Here is a 23,641-nt window from a genome sequence, read left to right as displayed (position 1 = left end):
GCGGAGCCGCGCGAGCGTCTGAGTCACGAGCCTCAGCCGAGCCGCGTCAGCGCCTGAGTCACGAGCGACAGGTCCTCGTCGGACGCCAACCCCGCGTGATACAGCCGTACTTCGGTGGCCCCCAGTTCGATCGCACGCGCCACGTCCGCACCGAGCTCCGCCGGGCGACCGCCCATCCCGCTCACCACGGTGAAGTTGGCCGCCAGCACGCTCCCCTCAACACCCCTGTCGGCAAAGTGAGTCAGCAGCCCGGGCCCTCCGGCGCAGGGCACGACCACACCGTCGGCGACGGACAGAATGTGCCCGGGATCGACCCCGGCATTCGCGCCGCAGTGGTAGGAGACCGGGTCCGCGTGCAGCAGGATCCGGAACCCCTCGGGGGCGGCCGCGCGCACCGCGGTGACGGCCTCCGTCTGCAGCGAACGGGCGACGGAGTCCCGCCACGCGCGCGTGGCCGTCGCGAGTTCGCTCCCGAGCAGCTTCTCCACGGCCTCCCAGCCCCCGGCGGGAGCCTCGCCCCGCCACACGGGCTCCAGAGCACGCCGTACCGAGACAGCCAACTCCTGCGGATCCAGCCCCTGTTGGGCGTAGCCGTCACGACAGGAGGGGCAGAAGCACAACGACATCAGGTACTGCCCGGCGTCCCCGAGTGCCACCCCTGCCGTCTTGTCGTGGGCGTGCAGATGCGCGAGCCCGTACCAGCCGAGGGACTCCAGCTCCGTACCGCCGGCCCCGGGCCGCACCGCCGCCTCGGCGGCCAGCGTGACCAGGTATGCGCGCGTCTCGGGCTGCGCGATGCACGGAGCCCACGGATAGCGGTCCCCGTAGGCGTTGACCACGGAGGTCTCCGGAAACTCCTCCCCCATACGGGAGTTGTGCGCGAGCACCACCCAGGTGTGCACGTCGAGTCCGGCCCCGGCGAGCGCGTCGGCGGCCGCCCCGTACGCGTCACCCGGCGCCCAGTCCCCTGCCGTGTACGGCCAGAGCCTGCGCCCCTCCCACCGCTCGTCGACGGGGTAGAGCACGGCGGCGTGCGAGGCGGTGACGATCCGGTGCCGGGGGTGGCGTGGGGTCAGCGCGCGCGTGGAGTGGTATGCGGAGGCGAGCGTGACCTGCTGCACGCCGAGCCCGGCGATCCGGCCCGCGGCCTCCGGGTCTCCGTTGACATCCCAGGGATAGACGAACGCGGACGACTTCATTTGTTCTCCCCAGGAATCCGTACCGGCACGGTCACACACCCTCCTCGATCAGCCCGTACCCGCGCTCGATCAGCTGGGCGAGCTGCTTCACATGGTCCTCGTTCGGCTCGTGCAACGGCGGCCGCACCTCGCCCACGTCAAGGCCCCGCAGCCGTACTCCGGCCTTGACGAGCGAGACGGCGTATCCGCGTCCCTGCGCGCGCAGGTCGACGAACGGCCGGTAGAAGCCGTCGATCAGCCGGTTCACGGCCTCGTCGTCACCGGTGTTGAGCGCTTTGTGGAAGGCCAGGGCGACCTCGGGAGCGAAGCAGAACACGGCGGACGAGTACAGGGTGATACCCACGCCCCGGTAGGCGAGCCCGGTCAGCTCGGCCGTGGGCAGCCCGTTGAAGTAGAGGAACTCCTCGCCCGGGACCTCGCTGCGCACCGCACTGACGATCCGCTGGATCAGGTCCAGGTCCCCGAGCCCGTCCTTGAACCCGATGATGCCCTCCGTGCGGGCCAGCTCCACCACGGTTTCCGGCGTGAACACGGCGTTGTCCCGCTGGTAGACGATCACCGGTAGCGAGGTCGCCGCCGTCAGCTCCTGGTAGTGCCGCAGCAGTCCCTCCTGGCCGGCCACCACGAGATAGGGCGGCATGGCGAGCAGCCCGTCGGCCCCGGCCGCTTCCGCGAGCCGCGCGAACCGCACGGCGAGCGCCGGCCCGTACCCGGCGCCCGCGACGACCGGCACTCGTCCGTCCGCCGCCTCGACAGCCGCCGCCACGCACGCCTCGAACTCCTCGGGCGAGAGTGCGTGGAACTCCCCGGTGCCGCAGCAGGCGAACACGGCGGCGGCACCGGCCTCGACTCCGCGCCGCACATGCTCCCGGTAGACGTCGAGGTCGACGCCGCCGTCAGCGCCGTACGCGGTGACAGGGAAGAACAGCGGCCCGCTGGGGATGCTGAGCCGAGCGGCAAGGGGGGCTGACGTCACGGACTCTCCCTAAGCGGTGCACGTTCGCCGTGCCCGTCTCTCGGTGCATGTTTCTGATCCACGTCCATATTTCTGAACGCGTCCACGCTAAGCCGCGACCTTAGGGCCGGTCAAGCGCGCAAACTCGCAACACAGAGGCGGATTCCCCGCCTCCGCGCAACACTTGACGTGAGCCGTCAACAATCCTTAGCGTGTCCACGGATGTGAATGCCGTACACACATACGCATGACCTACGGCTGCCGATTCAAGGAGACCCGAGGATGCCCGCTCCCCGCACCGTTCTGCTCACCGGCGCCGCCGGCGGCCTCGGCACCCTGATGCGAGGGCTGCTCCCGAAGTACGGCTACGAGCTGCGCCTCTTCGACCTGCTCCCCATCGAGGGCGAACCGGACGCGATCACCGCCGACCTCTCCGACCGGGCGGCTCTGCGCGAGGCGGTACGAGGTGTCGACGCGATCATCCACCTCGCGGGCATCTCCCTGGAAGCCTCCTTCGACAAGATCCTCAAGGCGAACATCGAGGGAACGTACAACCTGTACGAGGCGGCCCGCGAGGAAGGCGTACCCCGCATCGTCTTCGCCTCCTCCAACCATGCGGTGGGCTACACCCCGCGCCCCCAGGGCGACGACCCGCTCATCCCCATCGACACACCGCGCCGCCCGGACACCTTCTACGGCCTGTCGAAGTCCTTCGGCGAGGACCTGGCCCAGTTCTACTGGGACAAGCACGGCCAGGAGACGGTCTCGGTCCGCATCGGCTCCTGCTTCGCGGAGCCGGTGAACGTGCGCATGCTCTCGGTCTGGATGAGCCCCGAGGACGGCGCCCGCCTCTTCCACGCGGCCCTGACCGCCGAGGACGTACGACACACCGTCGTCTACGGCTCCTCCGCCAACACCCGCCTGTGGTGGGACCTCTCGACCGCCCGCGCCCTGGGTTACGAGCCGCAGGACGACTCGGAGCCGTACGCCGCGAAGCTCATCGCCGAGCTGGGCGAACTCGACCCGGACAACCCGGACCACGCCCACCTGGGCGGCCACTTCGTGACCGACCCGCCCATCTGGCCCTACTGACCGGCGTCCAAAAACGGCGACACCACACCGGCACTCCTGAGGCGGACGGGCACCGAACGGGCCCGTCCGCTTCGCATTCGGGCACACTCGGTGCCCGATCCCACGCGGGCCCCAGGTCCGCGGCGGGCCACCCGACACCAATGCGGGCACAAACGGGCTCCATCGGGCAGGTAACAAGCCTGGTCAGCCAGGAAATCTGACTGTAAAACTTCCCTAAGGACCACACGGGGCCCGAACGGGCACCACCAGGGAAGCGGAAGGCAGGTGTCGGCCATGACCGCGGAAGAGCGCCACCGCCAGATCGTCGAGGCCGCCCGCCGCTCGGGTTCGGTCGACGTCACAGAGCTCGCCGTCGCGCTGGGCGTCGCCAAGGAGACCGTGCGACGCGATCTGCGCGCCTTGGAGGACCACGGTCTGATCCGCCGCACGCACGGCGGTGCCTATCCCGTGGAGAGCGCCGGCTTCGAGACGACACTCTCCTTCCGCGCCACCAGCCACGTGCCCGAGAAGCGCCGGATCGCCGCCGCCGCGGCCGAGCTGCTCGGGGACGCCGAGACGGTCTTCGTCGACGAGGGGTTCACCCCCCAGCTCGTCGCCGAGGCCCTGCCCGTCGACCGGCCGCTGACCGTGGTCACCGCCTCCCTGCCCACCGCAGGCCTACTCGCCGAGAACAGCAGCACCACCGTGTTGCTGCTCGGCGGCCGGGTGCGCCCCGGCACGCTCGGCACGGTCGACCACTGGACGACGAAGATGCTGGCAGGCTTTGTCGTCGACCTGGCGTACATCGGCGCCAACGGCATCTCCCGCGACCACGGCCTCACCACCCCCGACCCGGCCGTCAGCGACGTCAAAGCCCAGGCGATCCGCGCCTCCAGACGCACGGTCTTCGTTGGTGTACACACCAAGTTCGGGGCGGCCAGCTTCTGCCGGTTCGCCGACATCGGCGTTCTGGAAACGATCGTCACCAGCACCCAGCTCCCCTCCTCCGAGGCCCACCGCTACTCCCTGCTGGGACCTCAGGTCATCCGCGTCTGATACCCCCGTCCAGCGCTCCGACCCGACCGCCCCAGCCCGGCCCGCCCTTCGATCCGCCCCCCTTAAGGGCTTTTTTCGCCAGATATCACCCTGGAGTACTCGACCAACTCCCTCAATCGACCAGGAGCACCTCATGAGAACCCAGAGCCGATCGAAGTCACGCAGAGTACTCGCAGCCACTGCCGCAGGAACGCTGATCACCTCCCTGCTCGCCGCCTGTTCCGGAGCCGGCGGCTCCAGCAGCTCCGACGGCGAATCCATCAACGTGCTGATGGTCAACAACCCGCAGATGGTGGATCTGCAGAAGCTCACCGCCGATCACTTCACCAAGGACACCGGGATCAAGGTGAACTTCACCGTCCTCCCCGAGAACGACGTCCGTGACAAGATCAGCCAGGACTTCTCCAACCAGGCCGGCCAGTACGACGTCGCGACCCTGAGCAACTACGAGATCCCGATCTACGCCAAGAACGACTGGCTGCACGATCTCGACTCCTACGTCGCCGACGACAAGGCCTTCGACCAGGGCGACATCCTCAAGCCCATGCAGGAAGCCCTCACAGCGGCGGACGGCAAGCTCTACGGCGAGCCCTTCTACGGCGAGTCCTCGTTCCTGATGTACCGCAAGGACGTGCTCACGACGCACGGCCTGACGATGCCCGCCAACCCCACCTGGGAGCAGGTGGCGGACCTCGCGAGCAAGGTGGACGCCGCCGAGTCCGACATGAAGGGCATCTGCCTGCGCGGCCTGCCGGGCTGGGGTGAGGTGATCGCCCCGCTGACCACCGTCGTCAACACCTTCGGCGGCACCTGGTTCGACAAGGACTGGCAGGCACAGCTGGACTCCCCGGAGTTCAAGAAGGCCACCCAGTTCTACGTCGACCTGGTGCGCAAGCACGGCGAGGCGGGCGCCGCCCAGTCCGGCTACGCGGAATGCCTCAACAACATGACGCAGGGCAAGACCGCAATGTGGTACGACGCCACCGCAGGCGCCGGTTCGCTGGAGGCCGCCGACTCCCCGGTCAAGGGCAAGATCGGCTATGTCCCGGCACCGGTCGAGGAAACGAAGAGCTCCGGCTGGCTCTACACCTGGGCCTGGGGCATCCAGAAGGCCTCGAAGAACGCCGACAACGCCTGGAAGTTCATCTCCTGGGCCTCCAGCAAGGACTACGAGAAGCTCGTCGGCGAGAACATCGGCTGGTCCAGCGTCCCGGCCGGCAAGCGGTCCTCCACGTACGACATCCCGGAGTACCGCAAGGACGCAGCAGCCTTCGCGGACGTCACCCGCGACGCCATCTCGTCAGCCCAGCCGGAGAACCCGGGCGTGCAGCCGCGCCCCGCGCCCGGCATCCAGTTCGTCGACATCCCCGAGTTCACCGACCTGGGGACCAAGGTCTCGCAGGAGATCAGTTCGGCCATCGCCGGAAAGCAGTCCGTGGACAGCGCACTGCAGAAGTCCCAGACGCTGGCCGAGGAAGTCTCCAAGCAGTACGAGGGATCATGACCATCACCGCCACCCCCCGGGTCTCCGCGGCGCAGCAGCCGCCGCGGAGGGCCCGGCCGTCCAACCGAATGCGCGCCTGGGCCACGCGCGCCCCACTGCTGCCCGCCCTGATCTTCATGATCGTCGTGACCCAGCTGCCGTTCGTGGCCACCCTGGTGATCTCGTTCCTCGACTGGAACTCGCTGTATCCGAACGACCGCCACTTCACCGGGTTCAGCAACTTCTCCGATGTCCTCACCACGCCGGAGATCCGCCAGTCGGTGTGGACGACCATCCTGCTCACCGCCTCCGTAGTGCTGGTCAGCCTGCTCCTGGGGCTGCTGCTCGCCCTGCTGCTCGACCGCAGGTTCTTCGGCCGCGGCGTGGTCCGCACCATGCTCATCGCACCGTTCCTGGTGGTCCCCGTGGCCGCCGCGCTGCTGTGGAAGCACGTGCTCTACAACCCCGAGTACGGCCTCTTCAACGGCGTACTGCACTGGATCGGTGGCGACAGCGCCCCGCAGCCGGACTGGATCTCGAACACCCCGCTGCTGGCGATCGAGGCCTCGCTGATCTGGCAGTGGACTCCGTTCATGATGCTGATCCTTCTCGCCGGGCTGCAGAGCCGCGACACCGAACTGGTCGAGGCGGCGCGCATTGACGGCGCGAACGACTGGCAGGTGTTCGTCCACCTCACCCTGCCGCATCTGCGCCGCTATCTGGAACTGGGCGTGCTCCTGGGGTCGATCTACATCGTGCAGAACTTCGACGCGGTGTTCACGATCACCTCCGGCGGCCTCGACACCGCCAACCTGCCGTACACGATCTACCAGACCTTCTACCAGGCGCACGAGTACGGTCTGGCCTCGGCGGCCGGTGTGCTCGTCGTCATCGGCTCGATCGTGCTTGCGACCTTCGCGCTGCGCGTCGTGTCGTCGCTCTTCCGGGAGGAGGCGTCCCGCTCATGACCACCACACTGACCGGCGCCATCGGTTCAAAGCCCGCGCGCGCCCGACGGGACGGTACCCGCAAGGGGACCCTGTTGGGTGTGGCCGCCTGGCTGGCGGGCATCCTGTTCGTCCTGCCCATCCTCTGGATGGTCCTGACCTCCTTCCACTCCGAGGCGGACGCGGCCACCAATCCGCCGTCGGTGGCAGCGCCACTCACCCTGGACAGCTACCGGCAGTTCTTCGGCCTGGACGGCGGCGCCAGCCCCTGGCCCTCGCTGATCAACTCGGCCATGGCCTCGGTCATCTCGACCCTGCTCGTGCTGCTCCTGGCGCTCCCCGCGGCCTATGCCCTTTCGATCCGTCCGGTACGGAAGTGGACCGACGTCCTGTTCTTCTTCCTGTCGACGAAAATGCTGCCCGTCGTGGCGGGTCTGCTGCCGATCTACCTGTTCGCCAAGGACGCGGGCATGCTCGACAACATTTGGACGCTGATCATCCTCTACACCGCGATGAACCTGCCGATCGCCGTGTGGATGATGCAGTCCTTCCTCTCCGAGGTACCGGTCGCGATCATCGAGGCCGCGCAGATCGACGGCGCCCGGCTGCATACCGTGCTCACCCGCGTGGTGGCCCCGATCGCGCTGCCCGGCATCGCGGCGACAGCCCTGATCTGCTTCATCTTCAGCTGGAACGAGCTGCTGTTCGCCAGGGTCCTCACCGGCGTGGTGGCCGAAACCGCCCCCGTCTTCCTGACCGGCTTCATCACCAGCCAGGGCCTGTTCCTGGCCAAGGTGTGCGCCGCGTCGCTCGTTGTCTCCCTGCCGGTGCTCGCCGCGGGGTTCGCCGCTCAGGACAAGCTGGTCCAGGGCCTGTCGTTGGGAGCCGTGAAATGAAGGCCGCAGTCATCGAATCCGTCGGCCGCGCCGTGGTGGCAGAGGTCCCGGACCCGACGCCGGGCCCCCGCGAGGTCGTCGTCGAGGTCGCCGCCTGCGGCCTCTGCGGCACCGATCTGCACATCCTCCAGGGCGAGTTCGCCCCCAAGCTGCCGATCGTGCCGGGCCACGAGTTCGCGGGCGAGGTGGTAGGCGTAGGCACCCAGGTCACGGAACTCTCGATCGGCGACCAGGTGGCCGTCGACCCCTCCCTCTACTGCTACGAGTGCCGCTACTGCCGTACGGGCCACAACAACCTCTGCGAACGCTGGGCCGCGCTCGGCGTCACCACGGCCGGTGGAGCCGCCCAGTTCGCCGTGGCCCCCGTGGCCAACTGCGTCAAGCTCCCCGAGCACGTCCGCACCCAGGACGCGGCCCTCGTCGAACCCCTGTCCTGCGCGGTACGCGGCTACGACGTCCTGCAGTCCCGCCTCGGCGCCCACGTCCTGATCTACGGCTCCGGGACGATGGGCCTGATGATGCTGGAGCTGGCGAAGCGCACGGGCGCGGCAAGCGTGGACGTGGTGGACCTCAACCAGCAGCGCCTGGCGACGGCCCAGCAACTGGGCGTCTCCTCCTCGGCCACGAACGCCGACGAGCTGGACCGCCCGCAGGGCTGGGACCTGGTCATCGACGCGACCGGCAACGCCGCGGCGATCCAGGACGGCCTGGACCGCGTAGCGAAGGCCGGCACCTTCCTCCAGTTCGGGGTGGCCGACTACTCGACGAGGGTCACGATCGACCCGTACCGCATCTACAACCAGGAGATCACCATCACCGGCTCCATGGCGGTGCTCCACAGCTACGAACGAGCGGCGGAACTCTTCGCGACCGGCGTCCTGGACCCCGACGTCTTCATCAGCGACCGCCTGCCTCTCGACCAGTACCCCCAGGCGCTGGAGCAGTTCGCATCGGGCGTGGGAAGGAAGATCGTGGTAGTGCCGTAGGGACGAATGGGGGCGCCCCGACCAAAACCTCGCTTGGTAAGGGAACGGTAAAGCGCCCCCGCTCGTTACCCCAGTCATGACAGCTATGACCCCCGGCTCGAACATCCCTCTCCCCGTCGCCCGCGTGACGGTGGACGTCGCCGCCCCGGTGCGGCTCGACGTGTCGAGCCTGCTGCTCACCGCCGACGGCAAGGTGCGCTCCGACGACGACTTCATCTTCTTCAACCAGCCCACGGGCCCGGGAGTGACCTACCGCTCGGGCGGCGGCACGGCTCCCGACACGATCACGGTCGACACGACTGCGGTCCCCCCGGGCATCGAGAAGATCGTCGTCACGGCGAGCCCGGACGCGGCGGGCCAGACCTTCCAGGGCATCGAACCCACGGCCACCATCCGCAACGCGGACGACAACTCCGTACTGGCGTCGTTCACCCCGCCCCAGCTCGGCACGGAAACGGCCCTGGTGATCGTGGAGGTCTACCTCCGCAACGGCGCGTGGAAGGCCCGAGCGGTAGGCCAGGGCTACGCGAACGGCCTGGCAGGCATCGCCACGGACTTCGGCGTCTCGGTGGAAGAACCGGCCCCGGCCGCGGCCGCCCCCCAGCCGACGCCCCCCGCCCCCGCCGCACAACCCCAGGTCACCCTCCCGCCGCCCCCGCCCGCTCCTCCTGCCGCAGCCGCGACCCCCGCCCCTCCCGCGTCCGGCAAGATCAACCTGGACAAGGGCCGGGTGAGCCTCCAGAAGAACCAGACCGTCTCCCTGGTCAAGGGCGGCCGCCCGCTCCTCTCGCAGGTCAAGATGGGCCTCGGCTGGGAGCCCGCGTTCCGCGGCAAGGACATCGACCTGGACGCCTCGGTCATCGCCTACGGCCCGCAGCGCAACCACATCGACAGCTGCTACTTCGGCAAGCTCTCCATCGTGAACGGCGCGATCAAGCACTCCGGCGACAACCTCACGGGCGAGGGCGGCGGAGACGACGAGGTGATCGTCGTGGACCTCGGCCGTCTCCCGCAGGAGGTCACGGGCCTGGTCTTCACGGTCAACTCCTTCTCCGGCCAGAAGTTCACCGAGGTCGCCAAGGCCTACTGCCGCCTCCTCGACGCCGCCAGCGGCGAAGAGCTGGTCCGCTTCGACCTCACGAGCGCGGAAGCCCAGACCGGCGTCATCATGGCCAAGCTCATCAAGCAGTTCTCCGGCGAGTGGGAAATGACCGCCATCGGCGACTTCGTCAAGTCCCGCACAGTCCGCGGCATGGTCAAGCCGGCAGCGCAGTCCCTCTGACACCGACGACCAACCGCGACCCCCGGACGCACCCGTAGCCGCAGCCGACCGGGGGGACGGCCCGCCCTACACAGCCGGGGCCGCCCACGCACCGAAGGGGGCGTGCCGGTACATCAAATGCCCGCATCCGAACGGATCGAGAGCACACGCCCACCGATCAACCCCAGTTGATCCGTTCGGATGCGGGCGGATGTACCGGCGCGCACCCGACCCACTCACCCCCGTGGGCGAGCCGCGCTACGGCCGCAGGACCCCACCCACCCCGCCCATGGGCGGGACGCACTTACGGCCGCACAACCCACCCCACCCGTGGGGCGAGACGCGCTACGCCCGCAGCCCTTCCGTGAGCAGCGCCAGATACCGCCGAATGTGCGTCCCCTCGCCGTTCGCCAGCTCCGACGCGGTGGCCACCCCATGGGCCAGCCGCAGCACCTCGATCGGCAACACGTCCGCCCGCAGAGTCCCTTCCCGCTGGGCCCCCTCGACCAGCCGCGTGGCCGCCCCTTTCACCGAGACCCCGCACGCCGCGAGCACGGCGGAACTCCCGTCCGCGACAGCCGCGCCGAGCAACGCCTTGAGCCCGCGGACCTCGATCATGGACACGCCCAGCTCGTTCAGCCACTCCACCAGCGCCTCGCCGGGCGGCAGCCGCGACGCGATCTCGTCCGCGCGAGCCGCGATCGCGTCGATCCTGTCGACGTAGACGGCCTCCAACAGCGCCTGCCGCGTCGGAAAGTGCCGGTACAGCGTCCCGGACCCGACCCCGGCCTTCTTGGCGATGTCGTCGAGCGACGCACCCTCCCCGTGCTCGCCGAAGGCGACCGCCGCCTCTTCGAGCAGCCGCTCGTAGTTCCGCCGCGCATCCGCCCGCATCGGCTTGACCTGCGTCATTCAGATACTCCTTGCCAACCGGGGGCTCTCTCCGTATCTTACCGAGTGTTAAACGGAGATAGTCCCCGCTTACTCCGCGGGCAGTCCGTGCTGCCCAGAGACATACCCGGGGACACCAGACAGGGAGCATCCCATGTCCACCCCGTCCACCCCGCCCACCAGCGCAGACCCACCCGGAACCGCACCCGAAGCCGCACCCGAAGCCACGCCACGCCGGCCGCCCAGGCCCAGGCTCGGCGCCACCCTCCTGGTCATAGTCACCGCCTACCTGATGGTCGGTGTCGACTCCACGGTCGTCAACGTAGCTCTGCCCGACGTCCAACAGGATCTCGACTTCACCCCCACGGGCCTCTCCTGGGTCCTCAACGCCTACACGCTCACCTTCGGCGGCCTCCTGCTTCTCGGCGGCCGGGTCGGCGACATCGCCGGCCGCCGCCGCACCCTCACCTCCGGCGTCCTGCTCTTCGCGTTCGCCTCGCTGCTGGGCGGACTCGCCACCGAGAGCGGCTGGTTACTGGCGGCCCGCGCACTGCAAGGAGTGGGCGCCGCACTCACCGCCCCCAGCACCCTCGCCCTGATCACCACGAACTTCCCGGAGGGCCCCCGCCGCCACCACGCGCTCGGCATCTACACCTCGATGGCAAGCATCGGCGCCTCCATCGGCCTGGTCCTCGGCGGCATGCTCACCTCCTGGGCGTCCTGGCGCTGGGCCCTGCTGATCAACGTACCCATCGGCGTCGCGGTGGCCCTCGCCCTGCCCCGCTTCGTGGCCGAAACCCCGCGCCACGCGGGGAAGTTCGACGCGGCAGGCGCGCTCACCGGCACCGCGGGATCGGCCTCTCTCGTCTACGCGTTCATCCGCGTCTCGGAGGACGGCTGGACCGACACGCAGGCTCTGCTCGGCTTCACGACGGCAACCGCACTGCTCATGGGCTTCGCGCTCGTCGAGTCCCGGGCGGGCCAGCCGATCATGCCGCTGCGCCTCTTCCGCAACCGTAACCGGGCGGGCGGCTACGCGGCCGTACTACTGCTGCCCGCGGGGATGTTCGGCGCGTTCTACTTCCTCACGCTGTTCACCCAACAAGTCCTGGGATACGGCCCGTTGCGCGCCGGGATCTCCTTCCTGCCGCTCTCCCTGGGCGTCTTCGGGATTCTGCGCTTCGTCCCGCGACTCCTCCAGCGCTACGGCGCCAAGCCCCTGCTGATCACCGGCATGGCGCTGCTCGTCGCCTCGGGCGGCTGGCTCTGGCGCATCGACCCCGGCGACGGCTATGTCACCGGCCTGCTCGGCCCGCTCATCCTGATGGGCATAGGCGTCGGCATGAGCTTCATGCCGCTCAACGCGACGATCCTCGCGCACATCGAACCGCGCGACGCGGGGGCCGCATCCGGTCTGCTGCAGACCCTCCAGTGGCTCGGCGGCACCCTCGGGCTCTCCGTGCTGGTCACGGTCTTCGGCACGGCGACCCGGCACGCGACCGGCTCCCCGTCCGCGATTCTCACCGAAGGCGCGGCTCGGGCGTTCGGCGTCGGCTCGCTGATCGCGGTGGCGGCACTGCTGGTCACGGCGCTGGCCATCACCGGAACCAAGCGATAGCGCACTGAGGACGTCCTCAGAACAACGCACCGTGGACGCTCTCAGAACAACGCACTGTAGGCATTCAAGGCAGGCTGCCCGCCCAGGTGGGCATAGAGCACGGTCGAGTCCCGTCCGATCTCCCCCCGAGTCACCAGATCCACCATCCCGGCCATCGACTTCCCCTCGTACACGGGATCGGTGACCATCCCCTCCGTACGCGCCGCCAGCCGCATCGCGTCCAGCGTGGCCTCGTCCGGAATCCCGTACGTGCCGGCGTGACACCGCTCGTCCAGCTCGACGTCCGCCTCGGTCAACTCCCTCTCCGCCCCGATGAGTTGCCCCGTCCCGTGGGCGATCCGGGCGATCTGCTCACGGGTACGGGCGGGCGCCGCCGACGCGTCGATCCCGATGACGCGCCGCGGCCGCCCGCCCGCCTCCTCCAGCGCGGCGTACCCGGCGACCATCCCCGCCTGGGTGGACCCGGTCACCGAACACACCACGACGGTGTCGAAGAAGACGCCCAACTCCCGTTCCTGCTCGGCAACTTCGTAGGCCCACCCGGCGAACCCGAGCCCGCCCAGCGGGTGATCGGAGGCCCCCGCCGGAATGGCGTACGGCTTACCACCCGCCTCCACCACCTCGGCCAGCGCCTGCTCCCAGCTCTCCTTGAACCCGATCCCGAACCCGGCCCGCACGAGCCGTACGTCGGCGCCGACCAGCCGGCTGATGAGGATGTTCCCGACCTTGTCGTACACGGAGTCGGGCCACTCCACCCAACTCTCCTGCACCAGAACACACTTGAGCCCGGCCCGCGCGGCACAGGCCGCGACCTGACGGGTGTGGTTGGACACCAGGCATCAAGACCGGGTATCAGGGCCGACCATGCCATCGAGACCACGCCAGATCTCCGCGGTGACGCGGACGGCCTCGTCCACATCGCCGACGGCACACGCGTCGATCAACTCGTCATGCAGCCCGGCCGAACGGCAGTTGCCGCCCTCGCCGAAGCGGCGCCGCTCCAGGCGCCGGATCAGCGGGCTGTACCGGGCGATGGTGGCGGCGGCGGCACGGTTGCCGCTCACCCGGACCAGCACGTCGTGCAGCTCGTCGTCGGCACGCAGGGCGCCGTCCACGTCACCGCCCCGCACGGCGTCCGCGAACCGCACGTTGGAGTCCCGCATGGCGTCGATGTGCTCCGCGAGAAGCCGGGGTACGGCCGCCCGCGTGGCCAGCTCGTGCATGGCGCCGACGACGACGGCGGCGTCCCGTACCTCGGCGGCCACCACAGGGGTCACCCGTGTGTAGCTCTGCGGCTTGGACTCCAGCAGGCCCTCGTCGACCAGCCGGGAGAAGGCGTCGCGCACCGGCGCCCGCGAGAGACCGAGCAGTTCGGCAAGCTCGGCGTCCCGCACCACCGCGCCCGGTGCGAGGTCACCGGCCACGATGGCGTCCCGTATCGCCTCGTACGCACGGTCCCTGAGCAGGGTCCGACGTACGGGTTGTATTGCCTCCATGAACTGAAATGTTAGATGTCAGATGCCTCCCCACACAAGAGTGCGACCCGCACCGAAGTACGGGCCGCACCCCATCGCACTCAGGACACCCAGGGCCAGTCGGCATCACGTGCCGACTCCAGCAACGGCACCATCCGAAACGCCGCGTCCGAGAGCCCTCCGAACGTGTGCCGATTCCCCTGCCCGGACGGACCGTGTCCCGCCCGGTAGCCGGCCAGGTTCCACGTATAGACCGGTACCTGCGCCGGGACCTGCTCGGTCGCGTCGCCGTAGTAGCTCGCCGCGGCCTGCTCGTCGGTGACGATCAGCACCCGGTCGTGCTTCTTGTAGTGCTGCCTGACCGCCTCGGTCGTGTTGGTGCCGCCGAGGTCGCCGAACCGCTCCAGCACCTTGAGTACCGACTCGCCCCGGCGGAACTTCACCCTCTTGCTGCTCGTACCGAACTCGACGAGATCCGCGTCCGCCGCCCGCAGCGCGAGCGCCGTACCGAAGATCGCCGCGGCGTCGGCCCGGTTGAGCTCCGAGCGGTCCGACAGCCGCGAGTAGAACATCGAGCCGGACCGGTCGACGAGGACGAGCGTCCGCCCCGGCAGCGCGGGCACATTGGCCAGCGAGTGACCGAGCGCCTGCTCCAGCGGGTACGACCAGCGCAGCGAGGGCGCGTGCTGGTACGCGGCGAGATACCGGAAGGGGAACTGCCGCGAGCGCGCCACCTCCGACGGGTCACTGATCGTGGCGGCGACCTGAGCCGCCACCTCGTCACTGACACCCGCCTCGTCGAAGTTCCGCAGGTTCCGCACCAGCGCCATCGCGGCCATGGACGGAATGACGGCCTCCCAGGCCGCCTTGTCCATCGGCCCCTGCAGCCAGCCGGCCAGCACCTCCCAGGTCATGCCTGCCGCCGCGAGCCGCTCGGCACCGTCGGACGCGGTCACGACCGCGCGCCGCTCGGCGACGGGCAGTGTCATCAGCTCACGGTGCGCGATGAGCACACGGTTGGACGCGGGCGGCACGGCAGTGTCCGGGTTGTGCCGCCGGTCCAGCGCGTACTGGAACAGCTCGCCCTGCCACGCCTTGCCGGGGTCCGGCGCCGCGTGCACCAGGTTGAGGATGTCGCCGAAGCGGTAACCCTTGGACGCGGTGTCGTACTTCAGCAGCGACTTGCCGTTGTAGAGACGTCGTACGGCGTCGGCGATGCCCCGCTTGACGGGCTTGGGCACGTTGCGGCCGTACCGCGCGGTCCAGTAGGCGAGCAGCTCGCCGGGCTCGTCGGGGCGCCGCAGCACGGAGGCGATGACCTGGCGGTTTGCCGGGCCGTCCGTCTCGCCCGCGTCGAGGCGCGCCTTCACGTACTCGGCGGCGCCCACGATGGAGGCCGTACGCAGGTTGCCCTCGCCGCGCAGCCAGCCGAGCAGGGCGGCCGTCCACGACGGGTCCGCGACGGCGAGCTCACGCACCAGCGCGGCGAACCGGTCGTCGCGGTCCGCGCCGGTCTCGTAAAAGGTCTGCTGCGAAACGAAGTTGGCCACGGCGAGCAGAAAAAGCTCGGAGCGCTGGTCACGCTCGTGACCTCGGCCGCCCTCGTAGGTACGAAGTACACGCCCCGTCGACGTCACACGCGAAGTGGACTGTGCCTTCGCGGACTTGGTGTTGAATCGCGCCATGGTGAATTCCCCCCGAATTCATTGGTGTACCGGAGGGAGGCACAGCAAATGGAGCGTGCCCGAGTTCAGAGGTCGGCGACGGACTTATTCAGACGCTCTACCAAATTGAGCTACACCGACCCGAGGTCGATGACGGGATTTGAACCCGCAACCTTCCGATCCCAGAAGTAACCGTTGCCTGCGCACCGGGCACACACCATTGGCTGCGCCTCCCGAGATCAAGTCGGCGGCGGCCTGGATTCTGTTCGAAAGAAGTAGCCGCAGCCTGCGCACCGGGAGGTGCATGAAGTTGTGGTGTCCAGAGTTCAAGGCCGGCGGAACCGACGTAGGTGCTCTAACCCCTGAGCTACACCGGCGAGTTGTACCGATGGCGGGATTCGAACCCGCGGCCGCCCCATTATCAGTGGAAGTAGGTCCTGCCTTCGCACCTGGACAAGCACCACTCTAAGAGGCGTACCGCGGGGCGGGCGAGCGAATTAACTATCCGCGCTTCTGGCGCTTCCAGGGCCCCTTGATGGCCAGCATGATTCCCGGCACCTGAATGTTGGCGAAGAGGGTCCTGCCGTCGGGCGAGAACGTGACGCCGGTGAACTCGCTGTACTCCGGGGCCGCTTCGGTGCCGATGTTGAGTTCGTTGCGTGCGATCGGGTACGTACGGCCGCTGTCGGTGGCGCCGAAGAGGTGCTGGATGCCCGAGCCGTCCTCGGCGATGACGAGGCCGCCGTACGGGGAGACGGTGATGTTGTCGGGGCCGTCCAGGGCGCCGTCGACGGAGGGGTCGGGGTTCACGCCGATCAGGACCTTCAGCGTCAGGGTGCGGCGCTTGGGGTCGTAGAACCAGACGGCGCCGTCGTGCGCCTGACCGGGGCTCTCGATGCGGGCGTAGGAGGAGACGATGTACACGCCGCCGTCGCCCCACCACATGCCTTCGAGCTTGCGGGCGCGGGTGACCTGACTGCCGGTGAACTGCTTGCGGACGGAGACGGTCCGGGCGTCACGGTCGGGAACGTCGACCCAGTCGACGCCGTACACCGTGCCGATCTTCGTGGCGCGCGAGAGGTCGTCGACGAACTGCCCACCGGAGTCGAAGCACTTGAAGGCCTGCAGAGCGCCCGCGTCGTCGGCGAGGGTGCGGAGCTGTCCGTGGCCGTGCTCGAAACCCTGCGGCGGGGTCCAGCGGTACAGCAGCCCGTTGGGGCCCGAAGCGTCCTCAGTGAGGTAGAGGCGGCCGCGCTTGGGGTCGACGACGACGGCCTCGTGGGCGTAGCGGCCGAGCGCCTTGATGGGCTTGGGGTTCTTGTTGCGGCGGCGGTCCTTCGGATCGACCTCGAAGACGTAGCCGTGGTCCTTGGTGAAGCCGTTGGTGCCGGCCTTGTCCTCGGTCTCCTCGCAGGTGAGCCAGGTGTCCCAAGGGGTGTTGCCGCCCGCGCAGTTGGTGGCCGTGCCCGCGATGCCGACCCATTCGGCCACCTTGTCGCCGCGCACCTCCACGACCGTGCAGCCGCCGGCCGCGGCCGGGTCGTAGACCAGGCCCTCGGTGAGCGGCACCGGGTGGGGCCACTGGGCGCGGGGGCCGGCCAGCTCGTGGTTGTTGACGAGGAGGGTGGCGCCGCTCGGGCCGTCGAAGGTGGACGTGCCGTCATGGTTGGACGGCGTGAACTCGCCCGACTCCAGCTTGGTCCTGCCGCTGTGGGTGATGACGCGGTAGGAGAATCCGGCGGGCAGCGCGAGCAGGCCCTCCGGGTCGGGGATCAGCGGTCCGTAGCCGACTCCGGAATGGTCCGCCGACCCCTCGGCCTCGCTCTCGGTCTCCGTGGACGCGAGGGCGTTCGGCGCGGTGGCAAGGGCGCCGACGCTGCCGGCCAGTGCGACACCGGCGCCGGTGATCGCGGTCTGTCTGGCGAAGTCCCTGCGGGTGAGCGACATGGTGTCTCCTGTGACGGTCGGATGGGGACTGTCGTGGGGGTGTCGGACCTCGTATCGGCCACACGGTCCCGCCCGCGCCTGAACAGGAGTTGAACGGGCGCCGACTTCGGGGGACCCCCTTCCGTGAATCCGCCCGACCGCGCCTCCTCTTCCTGCCACCTCATCCCCCTCCCTCCCCTAACCCCCTTGCTGCGACCGTGCCTTGAACGCCGCCTTACGAGCCTCCTTGGCCACCTTCTTGTCCGGGTGCAGCCTGCCCATCGCCTCCAGCACGTCCGGCGTGGCCGGGTGTTCGACGCGCCAGGCGGCGGCGAAGAAGCTGCTGTGCTGCTGGGCGAGGCCCTCCACAAGGGCCTGCAGCTCGGCCGAGTTGCCTTCGGCCGCGAGCTGCGCGGCCAGTGTGTCGATGGTGAGCCAGAAGACCATCGCCTCGGACGGAACGGGCACGTCGGCGGCCCCGTGCTCGCTCAGCCAGACCCGGGCGAGCCCGCCCAGCTCGGCGTCGTCGAGGACTTCGCGGAGGGCGGGCTCCGCGTCCGTGCCGACGAGGGAGAGCGCCTGCTGACAGCGCAGGCGGCGCAGCGGGGCTCCGGCGTCGGCTCCGCGGGCCGCGGCGAGCAACTCCCGTGCGGCGGGCAGGGGTTCACGCCGGGCGAGCCACTGTTCGGTCTCGGCCTGTGCGGCGGCGGGCGGGAAGGCGGAGGTGCCGTCGAGGAGCTCGTCGGCCCCCTTGTCGGCGAGTTCCCCGACCGCGGGAGCGGCGAGCCCCGCTTCGAGGAGTCGTGCCCGGATTCCGTACAGCCCGAGCGGTGTCAGCTTCACCATCCCGTACCGCGTGACATCGGTGTCGTCGAAGACCGCCGCGGGGTCCGCCGACTCCTCGTCGGGCTCCGCCATCAGCGCCTCGTCGACCGGCTGGAAGTCGACGATCCCGATGGGTTCGAGGAGCCGGAACTGGTCGTCGAGCCGCATCATCGCGTCCGACACCTGTTCCAGGACGTCGTTGGTCGGCTCCCCCATGTCGTCGGGGACGATCATCGACGCGGCGAGGGCGGGCAGCGGCACCGGACCGTCGCCGGGGCCCTCCTCGCCCACGGTGAGCAGGTACAGGTTGCCGAGCACCCCGTCGAGGAACTCGGCCTCCGCCTCCGGGTCCCAGTCCAGGGAGGAGAGGTCGATCTCCCCGCCCTCGTCCATGGCGCCGACGAGATCGTCGAGGTCGGGCACGCTCGCGTCGGCCAGCACTGTTTCCAGCGCGCCGAGCCAGACCGCGAGGACGTCCTGTGGTGCCCCGGAGGTGAGCAGGGCGAGGTCCTCGCCCGCGGTGACCGTGCCCTTCTCCTCGTCCACGATCTCGACGAGACCGGTGTCCACGGCGACCCGCCAGGCCTCGCTTGCGAACGCGGCCGCCTCGTCGCCGGTGAGCCCGAGTTCGGCGGCGGCCTCCGGAAGCTGTTCCTCGGCGAGTTCGCCGCCCGCACCGACCCGGGTGTCCGGACCGGCCCAGCGGGCGAGCCCGGCGGCGCGGGAGAGCAGTGGTGCGGCGAGCGCGTCGCGCGCCAGTGCGGCTTCGGAGTGCAGCCGCACCGGCGGCAGGGGGGAGCTGTCTGACATCGGCTGGATTCTCCTCCGGGCAAGCAGGACATACGGTGCGAACGGGCAGGGCGAGCCGGCTACGCGGGCAGCGCTTGCGACACGACCGACACCGACAGTACAAGCGCCGCACCGACCGCTCAGCCTAGACGGATTTCGACCCAAGCCGCCCGGTTCATGTCCCCGTCGGGCGCCGTACACCACGGAAACCTTGACAACTCCCCCGCTCACGCACGAGATTGACGCGCGTAGAAGTACGAGGGCCGCCGGCCCACCTGCCTCTACGCGCGTCACCACCTCACACGGGCCGCGCTCCCCCACCGCTTCACCCTCGTCCCGGCGCTCACGTACGTCCCCGGAGGGATTCCCTTGCCGAGCAGGAGAACCGCGCGCATAGGCGCGCTGACCGTCGCCGCGGTCTGTTCCACCGTTTCCGCCGTGGTGCTCACGACACCCGCCCACGCGGACACGATCCACATTCACGACATCCAGGGCACCACCCGGCTGTCCCCGTACGCGGGCCAGGCCGTCACGGACGTGGCGGGCATCGTCACGGGCGTGCGCACCTACGGTTCGTCGCGGGGTTTCTGGATCCAGGACCCGAACGCGGACGACAACCCGGCCACCAGCGAGGGCGTCTTCGTCTTCACCAGCTCCGTCCCGAAGGTCGCCGTCGGCGACTCGGTCACGGTGTCGGGCACGATCTCGGAGTACGTCCCCGGCGGCGCCGCGTCCGGCAACCAGTCGATCACGGAGATCACCAAGCCGGTGGTGACCGTGCTCTCCGGCGGGAACCCCGTCCCGGCCGCCACGGTCGTGAGCGCGAAGTCGGTCCCGGCCCTCTACAGCGCCGACGGCGACACCGCCTCGGGCGGCTCGGTCAACGGCCTGACCCTGAAGCCGAAGAAGTACGCCCTGGACTACTACGAGTCCCTTGAGGGCATGAACATCCGGGTCTCCGACGCCCGTGTGGTCACCGCGACCGACCCGTACGCCGAGCTGTGGGTCACGGTGAAGCCCAACGAGAACGACAACCGCCGCGGCGGCTCGGTGTACGGCTCGTACACCTCGCAGAACACCGGACGCCTGCAGATCCAGTCGCTCGGCGCGACCGCCGACTTCCCGACCGCGAACGTGGGCGACGAGCTCACAGGCACCACCGCGGGCCCGCTCGACTACAACTCCTTCGGCGGTTACACCCTCGTCGCCAACCAGATCGGCACCCTGGAGCAGGGCGGCCTGGAGCGCGAGACGACGCAGAAGCAGTCGCGCAGCGAGCTGGCCGTGGCGACGTACAACGTCGAGAACCTGGACCCGGGCGACGCGTCCTTCGCGGCCCACGCGTCCGCGATCGTGAACAACCTGCGCTCGCCCGACATCCTGTCCCTGGAGGAGATCCAGGACAACAACGGCGCGACGAACGACGGCACGGTCGCCGCCAACCAGACCGTGCAGAAGCTGATCGACGCGATCGTCGCGGCGGGCGGCCCGGCGTACGACTGGCGCTCCATCGACCCGGAGAACAACAAGGACGGCGGCGAGCCCGGCGGCAACATCCGCCAGGTGTTCCTCTTCAACCCCGAGCGCGTCTCCTTCACGGACCGCGCGGGCGGCGACGCGACGACCGCCGTCGGCGTCACCAAGGTGAACGGCAAAGCGGCCCTGACGGCCTCTCCCGGCCGTGTCGACCCGGCCAACGCGGCCTGGACGGCCAGCCGCAAGCCGCTCGCAGGCGAGTTCGTGTTCCGCGGCAAGACCGTCTTCGTGATCGCCAACCACTTCACCTCCAAGGGCGGCGACCAGGGTCTGACCGCGCAGTACCAGCCGCCGGCGCGCAGCTCGGAGACCCAGCGTCACCTCCAGGCGACCACGGTGAACACCTTCGTCAAGGAGATCCTCGCGGTCCAGAAGAACGCGGACGTCATCACCCTCGGTGACATCAACGACTTCGAGTTCTCCGACACGGCGAAGCTCCTGGAGGACGACGGCGTGCTGTGGTCGGCGATCAAGTCGCTGCCCAAGAGCGAGCGTTACACGTACGACTACCAGGGCAACAGCCAGGTTCTCGACCAGATCCTGATCAGCCCGTCGATCCGCAAGGACGACTTCGCGTACGACAGCGTGCATATCAACTCGGAGTTCAACGACCAGATCAGCGACCACGACCCGCAGGTGCTGCGGTTCGAGCCGTAACCCTGTGTACGGATGAGCCCGGCCCCGTCGTCCGGGGGGCCGGGCTCGTCCCATGTCGCGGGTCAGGCACCGAAGACGCCGTCCAGCCAGCCCTGCCAGGCGGTTTCGTTGCGCTTGCCGTCGGCGTCGGGCGCGAAGTCGTGGATGCTGATACCCACCGGCGCGCCCCAGTGGTTGCGTCCGAAGAAGCGGATGAGGGCGTGGTCCGTGCGCAGCCCGATGAAGTACGCGTCGCGGTAGTCGAGTACGGCGTCCAGGAGCTGCCCCTCGGGCCCACGGGCCTGCACCCGCGCGCCCTCGGCGGTGTCGTCCACGAGACCGAGCGCCTGTCCTACGGCGGTGAAGGCGTCGGACGCCTTGGACGCCTCGGGTCCGTCGAACATGGCGAAGGTGAGCGGGCGTCCGCCGAAGTGCGTCACGTACTCGCGCAGGGTGCGCAGGTAGAAGGCGTTGTGCTTGTTCGCGCCGTCGTACTGGTTGTCCCAGTCGTCGACGAAGATGCCGCTGTGCACATACCGCACCCAGGCCCGGCGGCCGCCCTCGCGCGGCTCGATGGTGTAGTCGAGCTGGTTGAGGGTCTGTTCGGAGATGCCGTCGACGTCCTCGACGCGGTTGATGTAGCGGTGCGGCGGATCCCAGGTCGTGATCGTGGACCCGAAGGGGCCGCTGCCGCCCTCACGCGGCTCGGGCGCCTCCATCGGCCACAGCCAGCCTCCGACGCCCTCGGTGATCGCATCCCACACCTGCTCCGGCGTGGCGTCGATCTCGATCTCGTGGGCGCTCTCGAATTCCTTGGACATGGTGGTCACTCCTCGGTACTGATGGGCAGTTCGGCCGTCCGGGTCTCGGGTTTGACCGTGGGGTGGAGCGCGACGACGATCCGGTGACTCCGGCCCCCCGCGGCGTCGGGGGCGTCGTACTTGCGGATCAGTCCGCTGACTCCCGCCGTCAGCTCCTCGATGAACGCGGCTCGGTCGGCCGCGGAACCGAAGGTCACCTGGCCGTCGAGCGCGTAGGTGGCGAGCCGCTTGCGCGCCTTCGCCGCGCCGGTGATCAGCGAACCGACGTCCCGTACGAGCCGGGCGCCGAGCGCGAGCAGCCAGCGGGCGGACAGCTGGTCGCGGAACCGGTCCGGGTCGGGCTGCACGGCGGCGAGCGCGAGCGGTGAGATCACATACGACGCGGCGGTCGCGCGCATCAGCCGCTCGGTGACATTGCCCTTGCGGCGCTCGCCCGCCAGCTCGACCAGTCCGTGCCGCTCCAGCGTCTTGAGGTGGTAGTTCACCTTCTGCCGGGGCAGCCCGACCTTGCCGGCCAGCATGGCGGCCGAAGCGGGGCCTGCGGCCAGCTCGGCCAGCAGCCTGGCCCTTATCGGGTCGAGCGAGACGGCGGCGGCCTCTGCGTCCTCGATCACGGTCACGTCCAACATGACTCCACCGTCTCACCGAACACTTTATTTGTCCAGACGGTTTGAGTTGTCGGATAGCGCGTGGCGATATACCGAACTCCAGTTCGATACATTGGGCACACGGCAGCTGTCCGTCCCCACCCTGGCGGGCGATCAGCCGGACTGCGTCCCACGCTCGTCAAGTCGGGCCAACTGGCTCTGGAACCAGTCGAGTCGGGCCTGCAACAGGGCCGCCTCGGCAACCAGCTCCGACACACCGAGCCCTGCGGACGCACCGAGCCCGGAGCTCGCACCAAGCCCGCCGACCACGTCCACCGCACCGCCGCCACCGGCGGCCCGGACCCGCAGCCCGTCCCCGGCCAGCCGCGCGAAGGTGGCGAGCGACAGCGACGTACGACCGCGCACGCATCCCGCGCACGCGGCGGACAGGGCGCGCCACCCGGGCCGCCCCCAGCCCGCGTCGGCCAGCGCGCCGGCCACCGCACCGCATACGCAGGGGCCGACGGTCGCGGTCCGTACCCGCTGGCGGGCGTAGCGGAAGCCGCGTTCGAAGCGGATGTAGGCGCCCAGGACGGACACTTCGAGGAGGACGGCCGCTCGATGTTCGGCGGTGCACAACAGCGCCTCGGCCGTGGAGCGTTCGTGCACGCAGTGGAAGCCGCAGTCGCAGCGGCGGTGCGGCGCACGGTGGCGCCGCCCGTAGACGCAGCCCGCCTCGTCCAGCACTCCGTACGGCAGTGCGCCACCCAGGGAGACGCCGGTGAACCCGGCCCGGGTGCCGTCCTGGGACAGCACCGGGTGGGCGATCTTGTATCCGGTCGGCGGCTCCGTCGGTCGTTCCTCGGGGAGCCGCAGCCTCATCGGGCGACCGGAACCTCTTCGGGCGCGGACGCCTCCAACTCCTGCAGTTCCTCAGGGAGTCGGAGTTCCTCGTCCTGCGCGTGAACCTTCTCTTCCGCGACTCCGGTGGCGAGTGCCTTGCCGAGCCTCATGACGCC

20 protein-coding genes, 1 tRNA gene and 1 pseudogene are annotated in these 23,641 nt (G+C 69.5%); 9 read left to right on the top strand and 13 right to left on the bottom strand.

Annotated elements, in window-relative coordinates:
• Positions 1-32: 32 nt before the first annotated feature.
• Both ACFWP7_RS34855 and ACFWP7_RS34850 read right to left on the bottom strand, forming a co-directional pair.
• Positions 33-1,199, bottom strand: a complete 1,167-nt coding sequence (locus ACFWP7_RS34855) for a hypothetical protein (protein WP_384390002.1) — start codon at positions 1,197-1,199, stop codon at positions 33-35.
• Positions 1,200-1,230: 31 nt separating this feature from the next.
• The gene (locus tag ACFWP7_RS34850; protein WP_384390000.1) at positions 1,231-2,175 is read right to left on the bottom strand and encodes a 5-dehydro-4-deoxyglucarate dehydratase; all 945 of its coding nucleotides are present in this window, start codon (positions 2,173-2,175) and stop codon (positions 1,231-1,233) included.
• 261 nt (positions 2,176-2,436) lie between these two features.
• Here ACFWP7_RS34850 and ACFWP7_RS34845 point away from each other — a divergent pair, with 261 nt between their 5' ends.
• From ACFWP7_RS34845 to ACFWP7_RS34815, 7 genes are all read left to right on the top strand, one after another.
• The gene (locus ACFWP7_RS34845) at positions 2,437-3,246 is read left to right on the top strand and encodes an NAD-dependent epimerase/dehydratase family protein (RefSeq protein ID WP_384389997.1); all 810 of its coding nucleotides are present in this window, start codon (positions 2,437-2,439) and stop codon (positions 3,244-3,246) included.
• A gap of 273 nt (positions 3,247-3,519) precedes the next feature.
• Complete coding sequence (locus ACFWP7_RS34840) at positions 3,520-4,281, top strand: DeoR/GlpR family DNA-binding transcription regulator (protein WP_384389994.1); 762 nt, start codon at positions 3,520-3,522, stop codon at positions 4,279-4,281.
• Positions 4,282-4,414: 133 nt separating this feature from the next.
• A complete protein-coding gene (locus ACFWP7_RS34835) occupies positions 4,415-5,785 on the top strand; it encodes an ABC transporter substrate-binding protein (RefSeq protein WP_384389992.1) in 1,371 nt (456 codons plus the stop codon).
• Positions 5,782-6,732, top strand: a complete 951-nt coding sequence (locus tag ACFWP7_RS34830; RefSeq protein WP_384389989.1) for a carbohydrate ABC transporter permease — start codon at positions 5,782-5,784, stop codon at positions 6,730-6,732. Before ACFWP7_RS34835 ends, ACFWP7_RS34830 begins: the two co-directional genes overlap by 4 nt.
• On the top strand, positions 6,729-7,607 hold the full coding sequence (locus tag ACFWP7_RS34825; protein WP_384389986.1) for a carbohydrate ABC transporter permease: 879 nt from the start codon (positions 6,729-6,731) through the stop codon (positions 7,605-7,607). The genes ACFWP7_RS34830 and ACFWP7_RS34825 overlap by 4 nt, the downstream gene beginning before the upstream one ends.
• Positions 7,604-8,593: a zinc-dependent alcohol dehydrogenase family protein gene (locus tag ACFWP7_RS34820; protein WP_384389984.1), complete on the top strand. Its 990-nt coding sequence runs from the start codon at positions 7,604-7,606 to the stop codon at positions 8,591-8,593. Before ACFWP7_RS34825 ends, ACFWP7_RS34820 begins: the two co-directional genes overlap by 4 nt.
• An 85-nt stretch (positions 8,594-8,678) precedes the next feature.
• Positions 8,679-9,875, top strand: coding sequence for a TerD family protein (locus tag ACFWP7_RS34815; RefSeq protein WP_384390027.1), 1,197 nt, complete (start codon positions 8,679-8,681; stop codon positions 9,873-9,875).
• Positions 9,876-10,199: 324 nt separating this feature from the next.
• Here ACFWP7_RS34815 and ACFWP7_RS34810 read toward each other — a convergent pair whose 3' ends face one another.
• Positions 10,200-10,766 (bottom strand): TetR/AcrR family transcriptional regulator, encoded by a 567-nt coding sequence (locus ACFWP7_RS34810; RefSeq protein WP_384389981.1) that lies wholly within the window; start codon positions 10,764-10,766, stop codon positions 10,200-10,202.
• Between the two features lie 133 nt (positions 10,767-10,899).
• Here ACFWP7_RS34810 and ACFWP7_RS34805 point away from each other — a divergent pair, with 133 nt between their 5' ends.
• Entirely contained in the window at positions 10,900-12,363 is a 1,464-nt protein-coding gene (locus ACFWP7_RS34805; protein ID WP_384389979.1) for an MFS transporter, read from the top strand.
• A gap of 41 nt (positions 12,364-12,404) precedes the next feature.
• Here ACFWP7_RS34805 and ACFWP7_RS34800 read toward each other — a convergent pair.
• The 6 genes and pseudogenes from ACFWP7_RS34800 to ACFWP7_RS34775 all read right to left on the bottom strand — a co-directional run.
• Positions 12,405-13,193: pseudogene (locus ACFWP7_RS34800) on the bottom strand (1-aminocyclopropane-1-carboxylate deaminase); the annotation flags it as partial.
• 9 nt (positions 13,194-13,202) lie between these two features.
• Positions 13,203-13,859 carry a GntR family transcriptional regulator gene (locus tag ACFWP7_RS34795; RefSeq protein ID WP_384389976.1) on the bottom strand — a complete coding sequence of 219 codons (657 nt, stop codon included), beginning with the start codon at positions 13,857-13,859 and terminating at the stop codon, positions 13,203-13,205.
• An 80-nt stretch (positions 13,860-13,939) separates the two neighbouring features.
• The gene (locus ACFWP7_RS34790; RefSeq protein WP_384389973.1) at positions 13,940-15,523 is read right to left on the bottom strand and encodes a TROVE domain-containing protein; all 1,584 of its coding nucleotides are present in this window, start codon (positions 15,521-15,523) and stop codon (positions 13,940-13,942) included.
• A 365-nt stretch (positions 15,524-15,888) separates the two neighbouring features.
• A tRNA-Ile gene (locus ACFWP7_RS34785) sits at positions 15,889-15,958 on the bottom strand.
• Positions 15,959-16,003: 45 nt separating this feature from the next.
• Positions 16,004-17,449 (bottom strand): alkaline phosphatase PhoX, encoded by a 1,446-nt coding sequence (locus ACFWP7_RS34780; protein WP_384389971.1) that lies wholly within the window; start codon positions 17,447-17,449, stop codon positions 16,004-16,006.
• A 177-nt stretch (positions 17,450-17,626) separates the two neighbouring features.
• Positions 17,627-19,063: a hypothetical protein gene (locus ACFWP7_RS34775; RefSeq protein WP_384389969.1), complete on the bottom strand. Its 1,437-nt coding sequence runs from the start codon at positions 19,061-19,063 to the stop codon at positions 17,627-17,629.
• A 348-nt stretch (positions 19,064-19,411) separates the two neighbouring features.
• On the opposite strand from ACFWP7_RS34775, the gene ACFWP7_RS34770 reads away from it, so the two are divergent.
• On the top strand, positions 19,412-21,235 hold the full coding sequence (locus ACFWP7_RS34770) for an endonuclease/exonuclease/phosphatase family protein (protein ID WP_384389967.1): 1,824 nt from the start codon (positions 19,412-19,414) through the stop codon (positions 21,233-21,235).
• 62 nt (positions 21,236-21,297) lie between these two features.
• Here the strand turns inward: ACFWP7_RS34770 and ACFWP7_RS34765 are convergent, their stop codons facing one another.
• The 4 genes from ACFWP7_RS34765 to ACFWP7_RS34750 all read right to left on the bottom strand — a co-directional run bounded on the left by ACFWP7_RS34765 (position 21,298) and on the right by ACFWP7_RS34750 (position 23,635).
• Entirely contained in the window at positions 21,298-22,035 is a 738-nt protein-coding gene (locus tag ACFWP7_RS34765) for an SRPBCC domain-containing protein (RefSeq protein WP_384389965.1), read from the bottom strand.
• 5 nt (positions 22,036-22,040) lie between these two features.
• On the bottom strand, positions 22,041-22,664 hold the full coding sequence (locus tag ACFWP7_RS34760) for an ArsR/SmtB family transcription factor (RefSeq protein WP_384389962.1): 624 nt from the start codon (positions 22,662-22,664) through the stop codon (positions 22,041-22,043).
• Positions 22,665-22,796: 132 nt separating this feature from the next.
• Positions 22,797-23,504, bottom strand: coding sequence for a hypothetical protein (locus tag ACFWP7_RS34755; RefSeq protein ID WP_384389960.1), 708 nt, complete (start codon positions 23,502-23,504; stop codon positions 22,797-22,799).
• The gene (locus ACFWP7_RS34750; protein ID WP_384389957.1) at positions 23,501-23,635 is read right to left on the bottom strand and encodes a hypothetical protein; all 135 of its coding nucleotides are present in this window, start codon (positions 23,633-23,635) and stop codon (positions 23,501-23,503) included. Before ACFWP7_RS34750 ends, ACFWP7_RS34755 begins: the two co-directional genes overlap by 4 nt.
• Between the last annotated feature and the right edge of the window lie 6 nt (positions 23,636-23,641).

The sequence above is a fragment of the Streptomyces sp. NPDC058470 genome (genome assembly GCF_042721055.1).
In the GTDB taxonomy this organism is placed as follows: Bacteria; Actinomycetota; Actinomycetes; order Streptomycetales; family Streptomycetaceae; genus Streptomyces.
The sequence above is the reverse complement of the archived record's forward strand: the minus strand, read 5'-3'. Positions and strand labels throughout refer to the sequence as shown.